The 18,850-nt window shown below is 60.5% G+C and carries 15 protein-coding genes; 5 read left to right on the forward strand and 10 right to left on the reverse strand.

Annotated elements, in window-relative coordinates:
• Window positions 1–22 precede the first annotated feature (22 nt).
• A complete protein-coding gene (locus V7S54_RS31025) occupies window positions 23–748 on the reverse strand; it encodes a DUF2726 domain-containing protein (RefSeq protein ID WP_336409779.1) in 726 nt (241 codons plus the stop codon).
• A gap of 584 nt (window positions 749–1,332) precedes the next feature.
• On the opposite strand from V7S54_RS31025, the gene V7S54_RS31030 reads away from it, so the two are divergent.
• A complete protein-coding gene (locus tag V7S54_RS31030; RefSeq protein WP_336409780.1) occupies window positions 1,333–3,039 on the forward strand; it encodes an adenylate/guanylate cyclase domain-containing protein in 1,707 nt (568 codons plus the stop codon).
• A gap of 510 nt (window positions 3,040–3,549) precedes the next feature.
• Here V7S54_RS31030 and V7S54_RS31035 read toward each other — a convergent pair.
• The 6 genes from V7S54_RS31035 to V7S54_RS31060 form a co-directional block, all read right to left on the reverse strand.
• Window positions 3,550–4,989 (reverse strand): NAD-dependent succinate-semialdehyde dehydrogenase, encoded by a 1,440-nt coding sequence (locus tag V7S54_RS31035; RefSeq protein WP_336409781.1) that lies wholly within the window; start codon window positions 4,987–4,989, stop codon window positions 3,550–3,552.
• Window positions 4,990–5,140: 151 nt separating this feature from the next.
• Entirely contained in the window at window positions 5,141–6,754 is a 1,614-nt protein-coding gene (locus V7S54_RS31040) for an ABC transporter ATP-binding protein (protein ID WP_336409782.1), read from the reverse strand.
• On the reverse strand, window positions 6,751–7,569 hold the full coding sequence (locus tag V7S54_RS31045) for an ABC transporter permease (protein WP_336409783.1): 819 nt from the start codon (window positions 7,567–7,569) through the stop codon (window positions 6,751–6,753). The genes V7S54_RS31040 and V7S54_RS31045 overlap by 4 nt, the downstream gene beginning before the upstream one ends.
• On the reverse strand, window positions 7,566–8,510 hold the full coding sequence (locus V7S54_RS31050) for an ABC transporter permease (protein ID WP_336409784.1): 945 nt from the start codon (window positions 8,508–8,510) through the stop codon (window positions 7,566–7,568). Before V7S54_RS31050 ends, V7S54_RS31045 begins: the two co-directional genes overlap by 4 nt.
• Before the next feature lie 15 nt (window positions 8,511–8,525).
• On the reverse strand, window positions 8,526–10,085 hold the full coding sequence (locus tag V7S54_RS31055) for an ABC transporter substrate-binding protein (RefSeq protein WP_336409785.1): 1,560 nt from the start codon (window positions 10,083–10,085) through the stop codon (window positions 8,526–8,528).
• 139 nt (window positions 10,086–10,224) lie between these two features.
• On the reverse strand, window positions 10,225–11,136 hold the full coding sequence (locus V7S54_RS31060; protein ID WP_336409786.1) for a GntR family transcriptional regulator: 912 nt from the start codon (window positions 11,134–11,136) through the stop codon (window positions 10,225–10,227).
• A 131-nt stretch (window positions 11,137–11,267) separates the two neighbouring features.
• Here V7S54_RS31060 and V7S54_RS31065 point away from each other — a divergent pair, with 131 nt between their 5' ends.
• The 3 genes from V7S54_RS31065 to V7S54_RS31075 all read left to right on the forward strand — a co-directional run bounded on the left by V7S54_RS31065 (window position 11,268) and on the right by V7S54_RS31075 (window position 15,146).
• Entirely contained in the window at window positions 11,268–12,386 is a 1,119-nt protein-coding gene (locus tag V7S54_RS31065; RefSeq protein WP_336409787.1) for a C45 family peptidase, read from the forward strand.
• Between the two features lie 57 nt (window positions 12,387–12,443).
• Window positions 12,444–13,772, forward strand: a complete 1,329-nt coding sequence (locus V7S54_RS31070; RefSeq protein WP_336409788.1) for an aminotransferase class III-fold pyridoxal phosphate-dependent enzyme — start codon at window positions 12,444–12,446, stop codon at window positions 13,770–13,772.
• 663 nt (window positions 13,773–14,435) lie between these two features.
• Window positions 14,436–15,146, forward strand: a complete 711-nt coding sequence (locus tag V7S54_RS31075) for a hypothetical protein (RefSeq protein ID WP_336409789.1) — start codon at window positions 14,436–14,438, stop codon at window positions 15,144–15,146.
• 167 nt (window positions 15,147–15,313) lie between these two features.
• On the opposite strand, the gene V7S54_RS31080 is transcribed toward V7S54_RS31075, so the two are convergent.
• The 3 genes from V7S54_RS31080 to V7S54_RS31090 all read right to left on the reverse strand — a co-directional run bounded on the left by V7S54_RS31080 (window position 15,314) and on the right by V7S54_RS31090 (window position 17,817).
• Entirely contained in the window at window positions 15,314–15,772 is a 459-nt protein-coding gene (locus tag V7S54_RS31080) for a DUF2269 family protein (protein WP_336409790.1), read from the reverse strand.
• A 283-nt stretch (window positions 15,773–16,055) separates the two neighbouring features.
• Complete coding sequence (locus V7S54_RS31085; protein WP_336409791.1) at window positions 16,056–16,679, reverse strand: TetR/AcrR family transcriptional regulator; 624 nt, start codon at window positions 16,677–16,679, stop codon at window positions 16,056–16,058.
• Between the two features lie 103 nt (window positions 16,680–16,782).
• Entirely contained in the window at window positions 16,783–17,817 is a 1,035-nt protein-coding gene (locus V7S54_RS31090; RefSeq protein WP_336409792.1) for an AraC family transcriptional regulator, read from the reverse strand.
• Window positions 17,818–17,977: 160 nt separating this feature from the next.
• On the opposite strand from V7S54_RS31090, the gene V7S54_RS31095 reads away from it, so the two are divergent.
• Entirely contained in the window at window positions 17,978–18,844 is an 867-nt protein-coding gene (locus tag V7S54_RS31095; RefSeq protein ID WP_336409793.1) for a sugar phosphate isomerase/epimerase family protein, read from the forward strand.
• Window positions 18,845–18,850 lie beyond the last annotated feature (6 nt).

The following is an 18,850-nucleotide window of genomic DNA, read 5'->3' on the forward strand; positions in this document are numbered from 1 at the left end:
TGCAGGCATGGGTGATGGCGCGTTAGGTGACACTCGGTTTATCCACCAGCTTCTCGACCAAGCGCTTGAGTTCCGACGGGGTCGTTTGGCCAGCCACGACCTCGTAGTATCCGATCCCGGCGCGTCGCAGCGCCTCTTTCTTTACTGCGTCGCGCGCGGCCGCGGCCCCTTGGTGGTGCGCTCCGCCCTGGTATTCGATGACGTGCCGCGGTTGGCAATTGCTGTCTACGAGCAGCAGATCGACACGCTTGGAGTTGATGCAACTGTAGGCGTCCGCATCGGTGCTTCGGAGGATCTCACCCAACGAAACCTGCGCCATAACCTGCCAAGAAGGATTGCAGCCGATCACGACGCTGTCGAGTTCCCTAAACACGCGTGCTTCGCTCTTATTCAGCAGTGGTTGAATGGTGAAATGCGAGCGCATCACGATACGCAGTTGATCCGTGGCGTCGACTGGTCTCAATGGTTCCGCAATTGGCTTCTGAAGCCAGGGTCCCGGTATGATGCGCTCATTGCTGCGCTTTTCCTCCCAGCGTGATCTGTTGCTCGCCCGCCACGCTTGTTTTCTCATCGTGGATAGGAACTGCTCAATGGCCATGCCGATGACGAGGCCGACAAACAACGCGGCGATCAGTAGTTCTGGCTTATCGAAATCTGCGACAGTTACGCCGCTCGAAGCGCCTAGTGCGGCAGCTCCGATGATCAGTCCAGGTGCCGCGAACAGAACCGACCTTTGGCGATATTGCATGCCCCTCTCCAGATTTCCCGCCAAGATAGTAGAACGCGTGTAGGATGCGCGAAAAGTCACCCAAAAGAATTAGGTTCCGCGGGCGCCGAGCCAGGACTTATCGCATGCGAAAGCCTGGGCGGAAGGTTCGATTCCCTTCAAGGGGAGGGATAGGAGACATCCGTGCTGCCGGCTTCCGGTCGTCGAGTGATCTGAACGCCCGAGGAGCGTCAGGAGCTGATACTTGGTCAGTGCGACCCGAGCGTCTCAATTGGGCCGGAAGGAGACTGGCCGCATCTGGAGAGTTGGCCAGAAATGCCGACTTAGCGCAGTTGCTGTTCGGGTCTCCCCCGGAACGCAATTTCGCGAGCAGAACTGGGCACTTCCGCCGAAAGACCCGCTCGCCGCCCATCACCAGGCGTTCAAGAACCATCCGCTTTCCGTGGATACTCATTTCCGTGTCGTCCACTTCGACGCCGTCGGTCACAAAGACGGATGACGGCTCGATGGAGGTGGAGATCGCCTGGACATTACCTCTGACCATTTGTTGACTCACCCGCGGCTGAACAATAACTTGCGAACTCGGTCGTTAGGCTTGTCCTCACATGACGGATCAGTCTCTTCAGCGTCGCCTTGCCGCCATCGTCGTTGCCGATGTGGTGGGATATTCACGCCTGATGGAGGCTGATGAAGTCGCAACGCTGGCGAACCTCAGGGAACTCCGTTCTGGCGTTATCGAGCCGGCTGTGATGCGCCACAACGGTCGCATCTTCAAGGTCATGGGCGACGGATTCTTAATCGAATTCATTAGCGCGGTGGACGCGGTCACAGCAGCGTTGGAAATGCAACGGGCCACCACTGCTGTTGAGGCTTCTGGAGACCGGCGCCTGCTTTTGCGTGTAGGCGTCAATCTGGGAGATGTCATTGACGACGGTTCAGACGTCCTCGGCGACGGCGTCAATGTCGCGGCGCGCCTCGAGACGCAGGCCGCACCGGGAGGTATCTGCATTTCAGCCAAAGTTCACGGCGAGATCGTCGGCAAGATCGGCGACCGGTTCTTTGATGCAGGCGAACGCTACCTAAAGAACCTGACTCGCCCGGTCCACGTGTGGCATTGGCCGGATGCGCTGCAGAGCATATTGCCGCTGCCCGAATGTCCCTCGATCGCTGTATTGCCGTTCACGAATATGAGTGGGGATGAAGCGGACGCGCCTTTCGTCGACGGCTTGACCGAAGACCTGATCACCGACCTTTCCCGTACGGCTGGCCTGTTCGTCATCGCGCGCAATTCCGTGTACGGCTACAAGGGCAAGCCGGTCGACGTACGGCTGGTCGCCCAGGAGCTCGGCGTCCGCTACGTCCTCGAGGGGAGCGCCAGACGCGCAATGGGCCGTGTCCGCATCAATGCCCAATTGATCGACGCGCTTGGCGGCCAGCACTTGTGGGCCGACCGGTTTGACAGGACGGTGGAAGATGTTTTCGAATTACAGGATGAAGTTAACGCCAAGATTGTTGAAGCCCTCGTCGGCCGGCTGACCATCCCGACGCAGCGCAATCGGCCGAAGAACTTTGAGGCGTACGATCTGTGTGTGCGCGCCCGCCTCCTGACGGAAGAGTCGCCGCAAACTGAGCGTGAGGCCTATATGCTGCTCCAACGCGCGGTTAAGCTCGAGCCATCATATGCCGAGGCGCTCAGTCTGCTCGCCTACAACCGTTGGCTTGCCTGGACCCATTTCGGCGAGCCCGAAGATCCTAACCGTCGGATGGCGGCGACGTTCGCGCAGAAGGCGGTCGACCTAGATCCCAACGATGCCGGCTGCCGTTACGTTCTGGGAACCATTTTGGCTTATGAGCGGCGATGGGAGGAATCGGAGGCTGCCTTCGCCAAGGCCCTGGAGCTGGACCCCAACCACGCCGACACCTGGGCCGCCATGTCGGACATGTCCGTGCTGGACGGCAGGGTTGCCGACGGACTAGCGCAGATCGAAAAAGCTCTGCGGCTCAATCCCTATCCAACCTGCTGGTATCTTTGTCATCTTGGGCAGGCGCAATACGCCGCGCGTGACTATGAGGCGGCAACCGCTACACTCCGCAGGAAAGAGACGTATCGTACCAACTCACGCAAATTCCTGGCTGCTTCGCTTGCGCAGTTGGGCCACCGTGAGGAGGCGCGGCGAGAAGCAGAATTGTTCCTGATCGCCCACCCTCATTTCACGATCGGCCATTGGCTCAGCTCCCAGCCGCTGCGCGATGCATCTGTACGAGACCACTTTGTCGACGGCTTCCGAAAGGCTGGCCTGCCGGAGATGTGACAGCGGGTGGGGACAATCCCGACGCGTTCGAGGACTTGATCAACGGATATGCGCTGCGCGAGAACGGCGGTCTGGATCGCAGTGCCAAGCTTCTTCAGACGCTCCACAAAACGCGTCAACCAGTCCGAGTCTCGCATGACTTTTCCGCTGGACCGCCTTGCATCATGGTGGCGATGGGCCCGTAGCCCAGAATGAAGACAGGATGCTTTGCGAAACATTTAAGCAGCTTCGCCGAGACATGAAGGCGACGACGCTTACTTCCGCTATCGGCGGCGCAAAGATGCCGTGACCTTGAAACTAGACAATGTCTGCTTTCCGGCAGGTGCAAGGTCTGCTTCAACGGCCGAAATGGCGGCGCAATGCTGCCGTTCGCAAACTTATGCGTGGAACTCGCCTTAGGGGCGGACAGAATCGTGCTCCCACGAGCCCTGCGCGGCTTGTTGCCGTGACGTTGGATGGCGCCCAGGGGGCGCGGCGGTCGCCGAGGGCGGGCGCACTCGCTCAGTCGGCTCAGATGCTCTTGCGCGTGACGAAGCGCGTTTCCAGATAGGCCTGGATCGCCTCCGAACCGCCTTCGGTGCCGTAGCCGGAATCCTTGGTGCCGCCGAAGGGCACTTCCGGCAGCGCCAGGCCGAGATGGTTGATCGAGATCATGCCGCTTTCGACCTCGCATGCAAGGCGATGGGCGCTTCTCTCCGACCCGGTGAAGGCGTAGGCCGCAAGACCGAAGGGCAGGCGGTTGGCCTCGTGGATCGCCTCATCCAGATCGGCGAAGCGGTTGATGATCGAAACCGGGCCGAACGGCTCGTCATTCATGATCCGCGCCGTCACGGGTACATCGGCGAGAACCGTCGGTTCGAAGAAGTAGCCGCGGTTGCCGATGCGATTACCGCCGGTTGCCAGGCGCCCGCCGTACTCCACCGCATCGGCCACAAGGCTCTCGATTGCCGGGATGCGTCGCTCGTTGGCGAGGGGTCCCATATCGACACCGGCTTCGAGACCGTTGCCGACCTTGATCTTTTTCGACGCGGCGACGAAGCCGTCGAGGAACTGGTCGGCGACCCGTTCTTGCACCAGGAAGCGCGTCGGCGACACGCAGACCTGGCCGGCATTACGATACTTGCTGCCGGACATGACCGCGACGGCCTGCTCGATATCGGCGTCGTCCGTGACGATAACAGGTGCGTGGCCGCCAAGCTCCATCGTCGCGCGCTTCATGTGCTGACCGGCGAGGGATGCGAGCATCTTGCCGACCGGCGTCGAGCCGGTGAAGGACATCTTGCGGATGACCGGATGGGCGATCAGATATTCCGAGATCACCGCCGGCACGCCGTAGACGATGTTGACGACGCCGGCCGGAAGCCCGGCGTCGACGAAGCAGCGGATCAGTTCGGCTGGCGAAGCCGGTGTTTCCTCCGGCGCCTTGACGATGATCGAGCAGCCGGTCGTGAGCGCCGCAGAGAGCTTGCGCACCACCTGGTTGATCGGGAAGTTCCACGGTGTGAACGCGGCCACCGGACCGACCGGCAGCTTGACCGTCATCTGGGTGACATCGGGCGAACGCGGCGGAATGATCTGGCCATAGGCGCGTTTTCCTTCCTCGGCGAACCATTCGATGATATCGGCCGCAGCCAGGATCTCGCCCTTCGACTGGGCAAGGGGCTTGCCCTGTTCGCGGGTCATCAGCCAGGCGATGTCGCTCGCCCTTTCGCGAAGCAGGGCTGCCGCCGTCCGCATGACCTTGGCACGGTCGGAGGCGGAGGTCTTGCTCCATACGTCGAAGCCCTTCTTTGCAGCGGCGAGTGCCTCATCGAGGTCTGCAATCTCGGCCCAAGCCACATGACCGATCGTCTCTTCAGTTGCGGGATCGACGACCGGAATGGTCTTACCGGAGCGTGCGGCGCGCCAGCTGCCATCGATGTGAAGGAGAATGTCCGGATACTGTGTCATGGAGAGCCTTTGATGAATGTTCAACGCCTCGTTCGCGCGAGGTGAAGTGATCGGGCCAGCGGGCCTTGCCGGGCATTCCTGATCGCCAACAATGGCGGCGCAGCAGCAAGACAGCCGATACTGCGCCGTCCGCTATTGCTGAACGCCTAGACTAAGCCGCTCGCCAGACGAGGTCGATGCCACCGCCGTCAGCCGGAGCAAGCATGGGAACCGCCGACAGGAGCTTCCTCGTGTAGGACGACGTCGGCCGATCGAAGATTTCATCACGGCTGCCCTGCTCCTCGATGACGCCGCGATGCATTACCACGACGCGATCGGCGATCTGTTCGACGACGCCAAGGTCATGCGAGATGAAAAGGCACGCAAATCCCTGCTGTTCCTGCAACTGCGTCAACAGTTTGAGGATCTGGGCTTTTACGGTCATGTCGAGAGCCGAGACCGCTTCGTCGGCGATGACGAGGTCCGGCCGGCGAGCGAGCGCACGGGCGATGGCAACACGCTGCCTTTGTCCGCCCGAGAGCTGATGCGGAAAACGATCGGCGAATTGCGGACCGAGCCCGACCTCGCTCAAGACTTCGTTCACCCGCTCGCGGCGGGAGGTCGAACGCATCGACTTTTCGTGCCGGAGCGGCGCGGCGACGATCTCGCGCACACGCATCCTGGGATCAAGCGAGGAGTAGGGATCCTGAAACACCATCTGGCAATTGGCACGGTAATCGGCGTAGCCGCCGCTTTTCCGGTTCACCGCCTGGCCACGGAAGGTCAGTGTGCCTTCGTTCGGCTGTAGCAGCCCTGCGATGATGCGGCCAAGCGTCGTCTTGCCTGAGCCCGATCCCCCGACCAGCGCGACGATCTCGCCGGGATGGATGTCGAGGTCAATGCCGTGCAACACAGCCTTGGCGCTGCTGCCGCTGCCATAGGCAAGTTTCATGTTTCTGACGCTAGCAAGCGGCGCGTTGGGTGCGATCGCGCGTGCCGGCGCGCGGCGGGGAAGGGCGGACAAAAGTTTCCGGGTGTACTCATGGCGCGGAGCGCGCAACAGTTCGCTGGTCGCTCCCTCCTCGACGCACACGCCCTTCTGCATGACCAGGACGCGATCGGTGTACTGGGCCACCATCGCCATGTCGTGGCTTATGAGCACCATTGCGGTGCCTTTCTCTTCGACCAGTGCGTGCAGCAGTTCCAGCACCTCTCGTTGGACGACGGCATCGAGCGCGGTCGTCGGTTCGTCGGCGATCAACAACGCAGGCTCCAGCAACATGACGGATGCGATCATGATGCGCTGGCGCATGCCGCCTGAAAACTCGTGCGGAAAGGCGCGAACGGCGGCATCGGGATCGGCAATGCCGACACGCCTCAACATCGCAAGGATTGCGTCCCGGCGTCCCGTGGCGTCCATCGCGGTATGCAGTGCCAAGCCTTCCTCCAACTGGCGGCCGATTGTGAGCGCAGGGTTGAGTGAGGTCATCGGCTCCTGAAAGATGAGCCCTATGCCCTTGCCGCGCAGCTTGCGCACTTCCTCAGGCTGAAGATCTCCCATGTCGCGATCCTCGAACCGGACGCTGCCGCCGAGCTTGGAGATTCCGGCCGGAAGAAGGCCGATGACGGCGCGCATCAGCATCGACTTGCCGGAGCCGGATTCACCGACGATGCCGATGCGCTCGCCGCGGCGAAGCGTCAGGCTGACGCCGTCGACGACCTGGGTGGCGACGGCCGTGGCGCCGAGCACCAGCCGGTCGACCGTGAGGAGGGTTGGCGTGTTCATTGCATGCCTCTCATTTTCGGATCGAGCCGATCCCGCAGTGCGTCGCCGAGCAGATTGATGCCGAGCAGCACAATTGAGATGCAAAGGCCCGGGAAGATCGCAAGCCAGGCGGCCTGGGCGAGGTAAGGGCGGGCAGCGGCCAGCATGTTGCCCCAGGTCGGCGCTGGTGGGGGTACACCGAGGCCGAGGAAGGAAAGGGCGCTCTCCGAAAGCAGGGTCCAGCCGAACATCGATGTCGTCAGAACCGTCAACGGGGCGATGCAATTGGGCAGGATGTGGCGAAGCAGCGTGTATATCTCGGAATCACCTGATATCCGCGAGGCGTCGATGAATTCCCTCTCCCGTAGCGAAAGCACGGTGCCGCGCACGATCCGGGCGACCGAAGGGGTGTAGGCGATGCCGAGCGCCAGCACGATGCCGTATTTGTTGGCGCCAAAGATCGCGAGCAGGCCGAGTGCGAGCAAGATACCGGGGAATGCAAGCAGGGCGTTGGTGACGGCGACGAGCAGCCGGTCGGTCCACCCGCCGAGATAGCCCGATATCGAGCCGAGCGCGGTGCCGAGGACGGTCGCAATCGCGACGGTCGTGAGACTGACGATGCCGCTCGCCGAGGCGCCGAGCATCAGACGACTGAGCACGTCGCGCCCGAACTCGTCGGCGCCGAGCAGGTGCTGGGTCGACGGTCCGGCCAGGCGCGCCTTCATGTCGAGCGCCATCGGATCGTAGGGCGTCCAGACCGAACCGATGCAGGCTGCGATCACGAAGGTGCCGACGAACAGGCCGCCAACCATCGCATTGGCAGATAGGGACTTCATGTGATTTTCACTCGCGGATCGAAGAGCGGATAGCAGAGGTCGACGATCAGATTGACCAGCACGTAGATGACAGCGATGAACAGCAGGCATCCCTGGATCACCGGATAGTCACGGCCGAAGATCGCATCAACCAGAAGTCGCCCGAGGCCAGGAATGGTGAACACGGTCTCGACGACGGCGATGCCGCCCAGCATGTTGCCGAGAACCAGACCGATCAGCGTCAGCGTCGGCGCAAAGGCATTGGGAAACACGTGTCGCCACAGCACGGTGCGCTCGGGAAGGCCCTTGGCGCGGGCATGGGTAATGTAGTCGAGCCTTAGGACTTCGAGCGCCGAGGCGCGCGCCATGCGCAGGAGCACGCCGATCTCGTGCAGGAACAGGGTGAGGATCGGCATCAGTACGTAAAGCAGCCCCCGGCTCGGGTCTTCGGCAACCGATACGTAGCCGACCACCGGCAACCAACCGAGCTTGAGGCCGAAGATGAGCAGGATGACGAGGCCGAGCCAGAAGGTCGGGATCGACAAGAGCAAGGCCGCAACCGATACGAGCGTCAGATCAAGCGTCGAGTTCTGCCGGAGCGCGGCAATGAAGCCGGCGGGGACCGCAGCCAGCGAGGCAAGGGCGACGGCAACGAGGACGATGCCGGCGCTCACCTTGAAACGCTCGATGACGAGATGGGCCACCGGCTCCTTCGTCGCGATCGACGTCCCGAGATCGCCCTGGAACACGTTAGTCAACCAGATCGCAAACTGCGTCAGGATGTTCTTGTCCAGGCCGAGATCCGACCGCAGGGCGGCGACGCTCTCGGGCGACGCCATGTCTCCAAGCTGGAGCGCGGCTGGATCACCGGGAACGAGGCGGATCAGGAAGAAGACGGCGACGGCGACGAGGAAGACCGTCGGAACGGCCATTCCTATTCGCGACAGGATGAAGCGCAGCATCTCGACGGTACCTTCTTACTCGGCGATCGTGACTTCCCATGCCCTGGGCATGGAGAAGATCGAAGCCGTGTAGTTCTGGACGTGTTTCTGGTAGGCCGACGCCTCGAGCCCGTTATAGAGCATGATGAAGGGCACGGTTTTCAGGAAGCGCGCATGCAGCTTGTCGAAAAGCTCCTGGCGCTTGGCCGGGTCGGAATAACGCACGGCGTCGGCGAGCATGGCCTGTGCGTCCGGATCGTCCCAGACCTTGCGCGGCTCCTTGTCCTTGTTGCCCATGACGGAGTCCATGGTCAGTGCGGGGTCGTAGCGTCCCGAATAGGGAAACACCATCGCCGTGTAGTTGCCGCTCTGATACCGGTCGAGCTGTGCCGCCCATTCCAGCACTTCGAGTTCAGCGGTAATGCCGACCTGTTGCAGCATTGCCTGTGCCACGATTGCCGCATCGTACGTGTTGGAATAGCGCGTATTGGCGATGAGCTTGATCGGCTGGCCGTTGTAACCGGCTTCCCGCAGCAGCGCCTTTGCCGCTTCGGGATCGTAGCTGTAGCCCTGGGTCTGGGCTGGGGAATGGTATATTGAGGTCGGCGGTATCAGCGAATTGTTGGCCTTGCCGAGACCGAGCGTAATTCCCTCGACCATGGTCTTGGTGTCGAGAGCCATGGCGATCGCCCTGCGGATGCGCATGTCCTTGAGCAGCGGATCGCGCGTCTGCAACAGGAGCGCGACGATGCCGGGATTGGTCGCCAGCGAGACGGCGGTACCGGCGTTCTGCTTGAATTCCTCGACATCGGCATATGGAACGTCCGGTACGATATCGATATCGCCATTGAGCAGCGCAGCCTTGGCGGAGGAGCGGTCGGGAATAACGGCGAAGCGGACGGCCTCGACAAGCGGACGCTTGGCGCCGGTGTAGCCGTCCCGCTTTTCTTCGCTGCGTACCGCATAGTCGGCAAAGGCTTCCAGGTCGATGAATTCGCCCTTGCGCCATTCCTTGTACCGGAAGGGACCGGTGCCGACAGGCACGTTGATCGAGCCGTCGGCGTTGAACGATGATTTGTCGAGAATGCCGGTCATGCCGCAGTCGGTTCTGGCAAGCGTTGCCTGAAAGAGGGCGTTCGGCTTTTCGAGCTTGAACACGACGGTTTTGTCGTCGGGTGCCGTGACGGATACGACATGGGCGGCGCCGCCCTCGGCAAAGTCGTTGCGGCATCGCCATTTCGTGGCTTCGTTCATGTAGCGGCTCCAGTTCCAGACGACGTCGGCTGATGTGAGCACGTTGCCGTTATGGAACTTGACGCCATCCCTGAGCGTGAAGGTGTAGGTCAGGTCGTCGTCCGAGACAGCGACCTCCTTGGCGAGCAGCGGCTTTACTGAGGCGTCCTCGCTGTATGCGACGAGACCCTCGACGATGTGCAACACGACGGCGTCGCTGTTGGCGTCTCGGTTTACGCCCGGGTCGAGGCTGCGGATGTCGGCATTAAGCGCGATCTTCAGCGTTTCGGCTGCGGCCGGGCCGCAGGTCAAGGTCAACGCTATTGCTGCGGCCGATGCGGCAAGTCTCTGTCTACGGTTCACCTCAGTTCTCCTCTTTGTGGTCTGTCCCGTTTTTTGTGGTTGATCGAACTGTGCCTTTTGTTCGCTCATAATGCAATACAAAAAATCGCTGACCTTTTCCGCCTCTGCAAATGAGGAGGTTATGCGCTCTCGGCAGGCGTTATCGTTCGCTGCGGATACGGTCCTCGACTTTCTGCAGCGTGGATTCGAGGTGGCGCCGCAGCGCAAGCTGGGCGAATTCGATCTCGCCGGAGCCGATGTACCTGAGGATCTGGATGTGCTCCGTCAGCGACCTCTCCATGCGCTCGGGCCGTAGCCGATCGAACACCGAGGACTCGCGCAGCAGTCTGAGGTCGTTTTGCATGCGCACGGATTGCAGGATGAAGCGGTTTCCGGACCAGGCAGCCAGCGCCTCGTGAAAGGAGGCGTTGAGTTTCAACCAGCTGTCGCGGCTGACGCTGCCGGCGGCATTGATCTGGTCGAACATGTTTTCGTGTTCCGCAATGAGGGCCCCAAGTGCATCCGGATCGGCGCGATAATTCGGCTCGGCAAGGCCCGCAAGCTCGATCGCAATGCGAAAACGGTAGCTTTCGGCCAGGCTTTCCGGGCTGTCGAGCGAATCGACAAATGCCCATCCGTGGCCGCGCTGGCGGTGAATGAGACCCTGCGATGATAATTGCGTCAACGCCTTGCGGATCGTGCCGCGCGCAATGCCGTAGCGTTCCGTCAGCTCGTTTTCCGACACTTCCTGCGGAATGGTGCCGACAGAGCGGTCACGCAGGATCTGCTGCTTCAGGCGTTCCGTTTCGCTCTCACTGAATGTCTCGATGTAGGTGCCGTTGCCGAGATCGGTGGCGGCGACAAAGCCTTTGTTGGGGATGAGGCGCACGAGATCCTTGGTCGCAAGGATCTCGAGGGCGGCCCGCATCGGTGTGCGCGATACGCCGAACATCGTCGCCAGGGTCTTCTCGACAATCGGATGACCGGCCCGCCAGCCTTCTTTTTGTGCCTGAAGCAGGATCTGTCGGGCAATGTCGATCTGCAACGCGCTCGGGCTGCTTTCCGTGCTCATCAACTGGCTCCAGGGTCTGGTCGGTCTTTGGGGTGCGCTTCTGACATAGCTGTTCGATTTCCTCTGGACAATTCCTTGTGATAGTGCATTTTAACATCACAAAACGCAACATGGAGTGAAAGAGAAGACAGATGACCGCCGCACCGTTTCCGTTCGTTTCGATCTCAGGAACTCCGCTCGAGCGTGGGCGTCAGTATGGGCAACAGGCGAAGGACCGTGTGCGTCGCAGCGTCGAACTGTATGCTGGCCGGCTTGCGGCGCTCGGGGTCTTGGCCGACGACCTGAAATCGATCGTTGCCGGCTATGTGCCGCTCATCGAGGCATTCGACCCAAACTTCGTGGTGGAGATGAAGGGCATCGCCGAAGGTGCGGACTTGCCGTTCGAGCACGTCGTGCTGATCAATGCCCGTACCGAGATCCTTGCGAGGGCACGAAGGACCCAGGCGGCGAGGGCCGAGCATTCGGGCGACGGCTGCACCGGTGTCGTTGTTCTGCCCGAGCGCAGCGCCACGGGAGAGCTCGTGCACGCGCAGAACTGGGACTGGATGGCAGAATGCGCGGAGACGGCGATCGTCTTGCGCGTCAAGCCGGATGAAGGTCCGTCCTACCAGACGTTCACCGAGGCCGGTGGCCTTGCACGCAGCGGCATGAACGACAAGGGCATCGCCGTCACGGCCAATTATCTCGAGAGCGATCGCGACTTTGCCGGCGACGGCGTGCCACTGGCACTCATCCGGCGCATGGTCCTGCAGCAGGACCATCTGGCGATGGCGATGCGCGCCGTGGCTGGAACGAGGAAGTCGGCGTCGAACAACATCATCGTGAGCCACAAGGATGGCTTTGCCGTCAGCTTCGAATGCGCGCCGGACGAAGCGTTCAACATCTATCCGGAAAACGATCTCATCGTGCATGCCAACCATTGGCAGAGCCAAACGGCGCTTCTGAAATTGCGCGAGCAGGCCCATTCAAGCTGGTCGGACAGTTTTTATCGCGACTGGCGCGTTCGCCGCATTCTCGAAAAGTCCGACAAGATCGGCGTCACCGAAGTCAAGGCCGCGCTTTCTGACAAGTTCGGTTATCCCTACGCCGTCTGCCGTCCGCCACATCGTTCGTCGCGTGGCCATGTCTCAGCGACGGTCGCGACCATCGTGATGCGGCCTGCGGCCGGCGAGATGGAACTCGCGGTTCTGCCGGCCGACAATCCGAGCTTCAAGAGCTACCCGACCTACCGAGATGAAATCGCAGCCTGAAGGCCTACCGGCGCGCCTTGCCGGTGCGCTTGCCCAGCGAACAGAAGGCCCAATCACATGGATACGCTCACCACGCCCGGCCCGAACAGCCTTGATGCCTATTGGATGCCGTTCACGGCAAACCGGGATTTCAAGGCGAATGCGGCACTCATCTCGCATGCCGAAGGGCTCTACTACTTCACCAGCAACGGCCATCGTCTGCTCGACGCCATTGCCGGTCTCTGGTGCGTCAACGCCGGGCATGGTCATCCGCGGATCGTCGAGGCGATCCAGAAGCAGGCGGCGCGGCTGGACTTTGCTTCCTCGTTCGGCCTCGGGCATCCGCTGGTCTTCGAATATGCCAATCGGCTGACGTCGATCGCTCCGGCGGATATGAACCATGTATTCTTTACCAATTCGGGTTCCGAAGCCGCCGATACGGCGATCAAGATCGCGCTTGCCTATCATCACGCACGGGGGGAGGGGCAGCGACAGCGTATCGTCGGGCGCCAGCGCGGCTATCACGGTGTTGGTTTCGGGGGCCTGTCGGCGGCCGGAATGGGGCCGCACAAGAAGCAGTTCGGCATGCTCTTGCCGGGCGCGGTTCACCTGCCACATACGCACGATCCGGCAAGGAACGCCTTCAGCCTCGGTCAGCCTCGCCACGGTGCAGAGCTTGCCGATGCACTGGAACAGATGATCGCGACCTACGACGCCTCGACGATCGCAGCCGTTATCGTCGAACCTGTCGCCGGTTCGACCGGCGTGCTCGTACCACCGGTCGGCTATCTCGAACGGCTGCGCGATCTCTGCTCACGCCATGGCATCCTGTTGATCTTTGACGAGGTCGTCACCGGCTTCGGGCGGCTTGGCCGGCCCTTTGCGGCCGATCGCTTCGGGGTCATACCCGATCTCCTGATGGTCGCGAAAGGTATGACCAACGGTGCGGTTCCGATGGGCGGCGTGATCACCTCAAGCGTCATCTACAACACGGTCACCGGGAAAGCGGCCTCGGGTGCCGTCGAACTGTCCCACGGCTACACCTATTCCGGCCATCCGCTGGCAGCGGCGGCCGGCCTCGCGTCGCTCGATGTCTATGTTTCCGAAGGCCTGTTCGAAAGGGCAGCGCGGCTTGAGCCGCATTGGCAAACATGCGCCCACAGCCTCAAGGGTCTTGCAGGGGTCGTCGACATCCGCAACCTCGGTCTGCTCGCCGGCATCGAACTTGGAGAGGATCCCGTCAGCGGCAAGGCGCTGGCCAGGAAAGTCTACGAGCACTGCTTCGAACACGGAGTGCTCGTTCGTCCGGTGGCAAACACGATCGTGCTGTCGCCGCCGCTCACCATCGGTGAACATGAGGTCGAGACGATCTTCGCGACCATTGAGGCCGCGCTGAAGGCGGACTGAACCTGCGATCGCCATTGATGGACGGCGGCTCCCAGAGGCGGTGGCCAGGTCGCCGTGCCGGCGATCGCAAAGGCCGGCGGTGTTCAAGCAAGAGAAAGGCCGCGCCGGTAGACCGGCGACTTCGTTGAGTGCGTGCTGCTAGAAGTAGAGCTGGCAGGGAAGAACTTGAGAGCCGGCGATTCGATGAGTTCGCGAATTGCGACAGACGTTCCAGGCCCCTCAACAACGACAACAACGGGATGCACACGGCCTTGGATGGATAGAATAAGCTTCAAGATCGATTCCAGCAGCACAAGGCCAAGCTTAGCCGCTCTGAGCTTGCGGTTGCCGGACGCCAAGATAGCAGAACAAACGAAGACTGGCGTCTTCCCGATCCGTCTGAAGCCTGATGATTGGACCAGCGGCGAGATTGTGTGGTTATTGGACGTGATCGCGCCATCGCGGGAAATGGCAACAACCGTGCAATCGCGTTGCCAAGCAGCATGCAGTTAGATCCATCCCCTCGTTGCTCGGTTGGTTGATGCGGAAGTGCTGCAAAAACTTGTCCGCAAAGTTGACGACGACAGGTCCTCCAACGACTCTAGTTCTCTGAATTGAAGTCCATTGTAGCTTGCTCGCGTTCTCAGCGGGCAAGTACCGGGCAAAGCGGGCATGTAGGCGTCAATGACCCGAACGCGATTTGCACTGCTGATATTGTCGGCCGCCTTGCTGGCGGGGCTGGCAGGCTGTGACTTGTTCGGATTCCGGACATACGAATGGCACCAGAAGATCACGGTCATTGTTGATACTCCCGATGGCCCTGTGTCCGGTAGCGCGGTGAGCGCCGTGACGCTTTCGGTTTCCCCAAAGTGGTTCGGCCTAGGAGATGTCTCGGGAGCGGCCGTGGGCAAACTTGCGGGAGAAGCGGTTGTCGTTGAGGTGCTTAAGGGCAGATACCTATTCGCACTTCTACGGCAGTACGATCATCAGACAGCTTTGGAAGCGTTTGGGTCGCCGCGGCAGAAGGTGTTATCTAGCGATGAAGTGCGTAGCGAATTCGCTCGCCTGGAAAAGCTTAGAGGCGAACGCGTTCTGTCTTCCGACCACTATCCGGACCTAGCCACAATTGACGATCTTGGCAATCCGGCGAGCATTAATGAAGTCGATCCCCGTCACCTTGACCTTGTGTTTGGTCCCGGCGTTCGCCTGAAGGCGATCACGATATCGCTGACGGACGATCCCGTGACCAAGGGCAACGTAGAGGCGGTCCTTGGTCCGGATTTCTTCAAAAAATGGTCCGTGCAGATGAAGGAAGACTTCAAGAAGAACGGACCTTTTGTCCAGCCACCATTCGCATTTCAGATTTCTCCAAACGATTTTGTGACAAGGAATTAGGCCGATGACTATTTCGCGGCAGTTGTTTCAGGCAATTTTGTCCATAGACTCTTACAACCGTGGATACAATCCGGGTCTCCAACTCACAATAGGTTCGTACCACTACTGGTTCCGTCTGGTGAAGCGCAGGCTGCTCTCACAATGTGGTTGGGCACGACAAGGTAGTTCTAAGCCCCGAATACCGCGGTTAGATCAGGCTTAACGACCATCAACGCTATTATCAGAGCGAAAAGCGCGATCGTCACCACGCGGCCCCCCAAGGCGCGCTTGTTTCCAAGAAGCGTTTTAACTTCCAATTTGTCGATCTTGCCTTGAAGGGCAGGACGCACCTGCGCCTCCCATGGCGTGACGAATGTCCTTTCGACAATCATCAACGCGGCGATCAGGGTGAACGATGCTAAAAGCCAGGGTGTCGATAGCGACCATCCACCTAAAACGATGAGCCCAATTCCTCCGGCAATCCCTATGCCGGTAAGTGGTCCTGCAATCCTGTTCGCGATCAGGGCCAATTTCGCAGCTCCGACTTGCCCTCGCGAGGCAGAAATGAAAAGGAGCTCCCTCGCTGCAAACAGCAGAAATGCCGTGCCCATGGCCGCGGCATGAATCATCACGACGTTTGCGTACATCTCTTGTTACCTTAGCGTGGGGCTTCGAGAAGCGGTTACTCAGCCGCTCGTGCGGCAGGTTGATTTCGACACGAGGCTGGTTCTGGCTGTTAGAATTGCCGCGCGCAGACCTAATTGTGAGTTATAACTCGCAAAAATCTACTCGCGTTCGGGATACCGGCTGCGCGAGCGCTGCCCTTCGAATTTCCCCGGTAATTTAGGCCGTTAGCCGTCGGCCTTCACGGGGCGAAGTCAAGTCACCTAGACCCTGCTCGCATCTTTGATGTCTGCCACCCGAAGGACGTTACTGCAGGTAGCGCGTGATCAGCGTCGTCACTTCCTTGATGAAGGCCTCGACGTTCCCATCGTTCAGTCTCTCGGGACTATCGACCACGGCTCCGTGCGTGAGCGCTTCCGTGCAGCTGACGCAAATGTAAGCAGCCAGAGCCAGATCCATCGGCCGCAGTTCAGCTTTGTGCAATTCGAGATAAGCCCTTACCAGCGCGTAGAACTCTCTGTCAAAGCCATCAATCGTGTCGATTCGTCCTGCCCGTGGCGTCTCCTCCACCAAAACCCGGTGAAGGTCCGGGTTCACGCGATGAGCATTGATCATCGTTTTGACCAGTTCCCGCACGGCCCTATCGATCGGCAGCGTCGCGACCTTTACGAGCGTGCCCCGCAAGACATCCACCATCTCGCTCTTGTGTCGTTCGATGACGGCAATCACGAGCGCTTCCTTGCTCGGAAAATACTGATAGAGAGAGCCAATACTGACACCGGCCTCGTGAGCAATCCGATTTGTGTTGGTTCGATCAAATCCTTCTTTGATCAATACGCGGGCCGTGGCTTCGACCAAGATCTCGATCGTCGCTCGCGAGCGTTTCTGCGAAGCGGCTTTTCGAGGTGTCAAAAGAACTTTCTTGTCCATTCGGCTTTGATCCGGTCTCGGTGGCAAGGATGAATGCGGAATGAGCCGTGAGCTTCCTTGGCGAAGCATTGACAACTTCATCGGAGCCGCACCCGACCCACTCTCAATTGGCGATCGATAGTGGTTGGCGCGGCGTTTCCATCGGCGAGAAGCCGAAGCGCTTCTTGTAGCAGGTGGCAAAGTACTGGCTCGATGAGAACCCACAATCAAAGGCAACGTCGGTGACGGATTGCTGGCCGCTTTCGAGCAGTTCTCGTGCGGCACCAAGCCGGAGCGTCTGAAGATAGCGGACCGGCGTCATGTTGGTCAGCACCTGGCAATGCTGCGAGAATTGCGTGCGGGAAAGATTGCATTCTGCGGCCATGTTCTCCAGCGTCCAGTCCTCGTCGAGCGCATGGCGCAGCCGCTTCAGGAAGATCTCGACCGTGCGCTTGGAACTTGCGAGAGCAAGATCGAGGACCGGCGCCTGGCTTTCCAGCATCTGGCGGAATTGCAGCAACATCATCGAGATCAGCAGGCGCAGGTGCGCTTCCCCGCCCTCGATATCGCCGCCTGCCACCACCTCGTGGATATCGAGGAAGGTGCGCGCGACCTCACGCGAGGCGTTGTAAGAGATTTGCTCGTTCTTCGACAGAAGTTCGCTCAGCCGCTTTCTGTCGCGCTCCGGCCAGCCGATCCAGTCAGGCCAGAGCCAGGTTTCGTGCGGGCGGCGTACGCCCATATCCATGAGCACCCAGATGATGTGGCTGGCGCCGACATTGGGATCGCCGAGTGCGTGCAACTGCCAGGGCCGCACGACGAACATCTGGCCTTCGTTGATGGTCGTCCTGCGGCCATCCATGGTTATCGTCAGTGAGCCGCGCGCCAGATAGGCGATCTTGACCCCCTCATTACAATGTTCGCGCAGCCCCCAGTCCTGTGGGGTCGTCGCATCCCATCCGCCAACGGAACAGACCTGCGGCAGCGCCGCGCCGAGGTCGATGCCGGGATAGCCGCGTCGCGTCCAGGCATTCAGGGAGACCTGACCCGCAAGCGAGGCCTTCATCAGGTCCTGGCAATTGCCCGCATAGAGCAGGGCGCCCGGCTCGCGGAAGACGGCAGGCCGATTGACCGCCCGTTCATTGTTGCTCCTCGTCATGCCACTCCCCCGCAAATGTATAAAATTTACCAGTCGTCTATTTCGAACGCAGGCAGCGATTTATTGCGCAATGCTTGGACATCATCAAGCGGCATTTGGAGGCGCTGATGATTTGCCATTGAAACTCAATGGCATGGGGAGAAATTGGGAGGAATTGCCGGTGCGGATAGGCTTCCACACGGATGCGTTCAACTCGGCCTACTGGTCGTTTGAAAAATGCTTGCAATGGGCAAGCGACAACGATTTGCACTTCATCGAGTGTGGCCTCATCGACGGCGTGAGCTGGATCCACGGACTAGGCTACCAACCGCATGTCGCGCTTTACGAGGATCCGGTCCTCTTGCGTCGCAAGATGGATCGCTACGGCGTGCGTTTTTCCCAGGTCGATGCGGCCTATCCGCTCTCCGGCGAGGACGGGCCGCTCAGGGGTGTTCCCTATGTGCTGAAGTCGATTGCCTGGGCCGCGCAGGCCGGAAGCCCCTGCGTCGACACCACCGACGGGCTCCACATGCCGCCTGGCCTTACCGAAGAAGAGTCGATGGCACTGATGCAGCGCAGTTACGAGAAGATCGTCGAAGTCGCCGAAGCGCACGAGATCGTCGTCAACATCGAACCCCATGGTCATTTCACGACACGTCCCGAATTCATGGAGCGCATGCTGGCCTTCGCAGACAGCAAGTGGCTGCGCATGAACATGGACACCGGCAACACCTTCATTGCCGGCCAGGAGCCGACGCAGTTTCTGTCGCGGTTCATCGACAAGGTGTCTCATGTCCACCTGAAGGATGTGTCGCGGTCGCTGGCGGCGGCCGCTCGCGGCGGACAAACGGGGATCGCGGTCAGCCATTGCGCGCTCGGCGATGGGGTCAATACCGAGAACATCAAGGCTTGTCTGGCCATGCTTCGCGACCATGGCTACGAGGGCGTGCTCAGCCTCGAATGCGAAGGGGCCGCAGGCCCTATGATCGAAACATCATTGTCCTGGATCCGCGCGACCTGTCGCGATCTCGGCATCTCGCTGAGGTGAGCGCGC

It is taken from the genome of Ensifer sp. CCNWLY38 (genome assembly GCF_037120565.1).
GTDB lineage: Bacteria > Pseudomonadota > Alphaproteobacteria > Rhizobiales > Rhizobiaceae > Ensifer > Ensifer adhaerens_H.

Coding starts and splice junctions, on each gene's coding strand:
- V7S54_RS31030 (WP_336409780.1), top strand. CDS start 1,333: ATGACGGATCAGTCTCTTCAGCGTCGCCTTGCCGCCATCGTCGTTGCC.
- V7S54_RS31050 (WP_336409784.1), bottom strand. CDS start 8,510: ATGCTGCGCTTCATCCTGTCGCGAATAGGAATGGCCGTTCCGACGGTC.
- V7S54_RS31045 (WP_336409783.1), bottom strand. CDS start 7,569: ATGAAGTCCCTATCTGCCAATGCGATGGTTGGCGGCCTGTTCGTCGGC.
- V7S54_RS31065 (WP_336409787.1), top strand. CDS start 11,268: ATGACCGCCGCACCGTTTCCGTTCGTTTCGATCTCAGGAACTCCGCTC.
- V7S54_RS31080 (WP_336409790.1), bottom strand. CDS start 15,772: ATGTACGCAAACGTCGTGATGATTCATGCCGCGGCCATGGGCACGGCA.
- V7S54_RS31035 (WP_336409781.1), bottom strand. CDS start 4,989: ATGACACAGTATCCGGACATTCTCCTTCACATCGATGGCAGCTGGCGC.
- V7S54_RS31075 (WP_336409789.1), top strand. CDS start 14,436: ATGACCCGAACGCGATTTGCACTGCTGATATTGTCGGCCGCCTTGCTG.
- V7S54_RS31085 (WP_336409791.1), bottom strand. CDS start 16,679: ATGGACAAGAAAGTTCTTTTGACACCTCGAAAAGCCGCTTCGCAGAAA.
- V7S54_RS31025 (WP_336409779.1), bottom strand. CDS start 748: ATGCAATATCGCCAAAGGTCGGTTCTGTTCGCGGCACCTGGACTGATC.
- V7S54_RS31070 (WP_336409788.1), top strand. CDS start 12,444: ATGGATACGCTCACCACGCCCGGCCCGAACAGCCTTGATGCCTATTGG.
- V7S54_RS31090 (WP_336409792.1), bottom strand. CDS start 17,817: ATGACGAGGAGCAACAATGAACGGGCGGTCAATCGGCCTGCCGTCTTC.
- V7S54_RS31040 (WP_336409782.1), bottom strand. CDS start 6,754: ATGAACACGCCAACCCTCCTCACGGTCGACCGGCTGGTGCTCGGCGCC.
- V7S54_RS31060 (WP_336409786.1), bottom strand. CDS start 11,136: ATGAGCACGGAAAGCAGCCCGAGCGCGTTGCAGATCGACATTGCCCGA.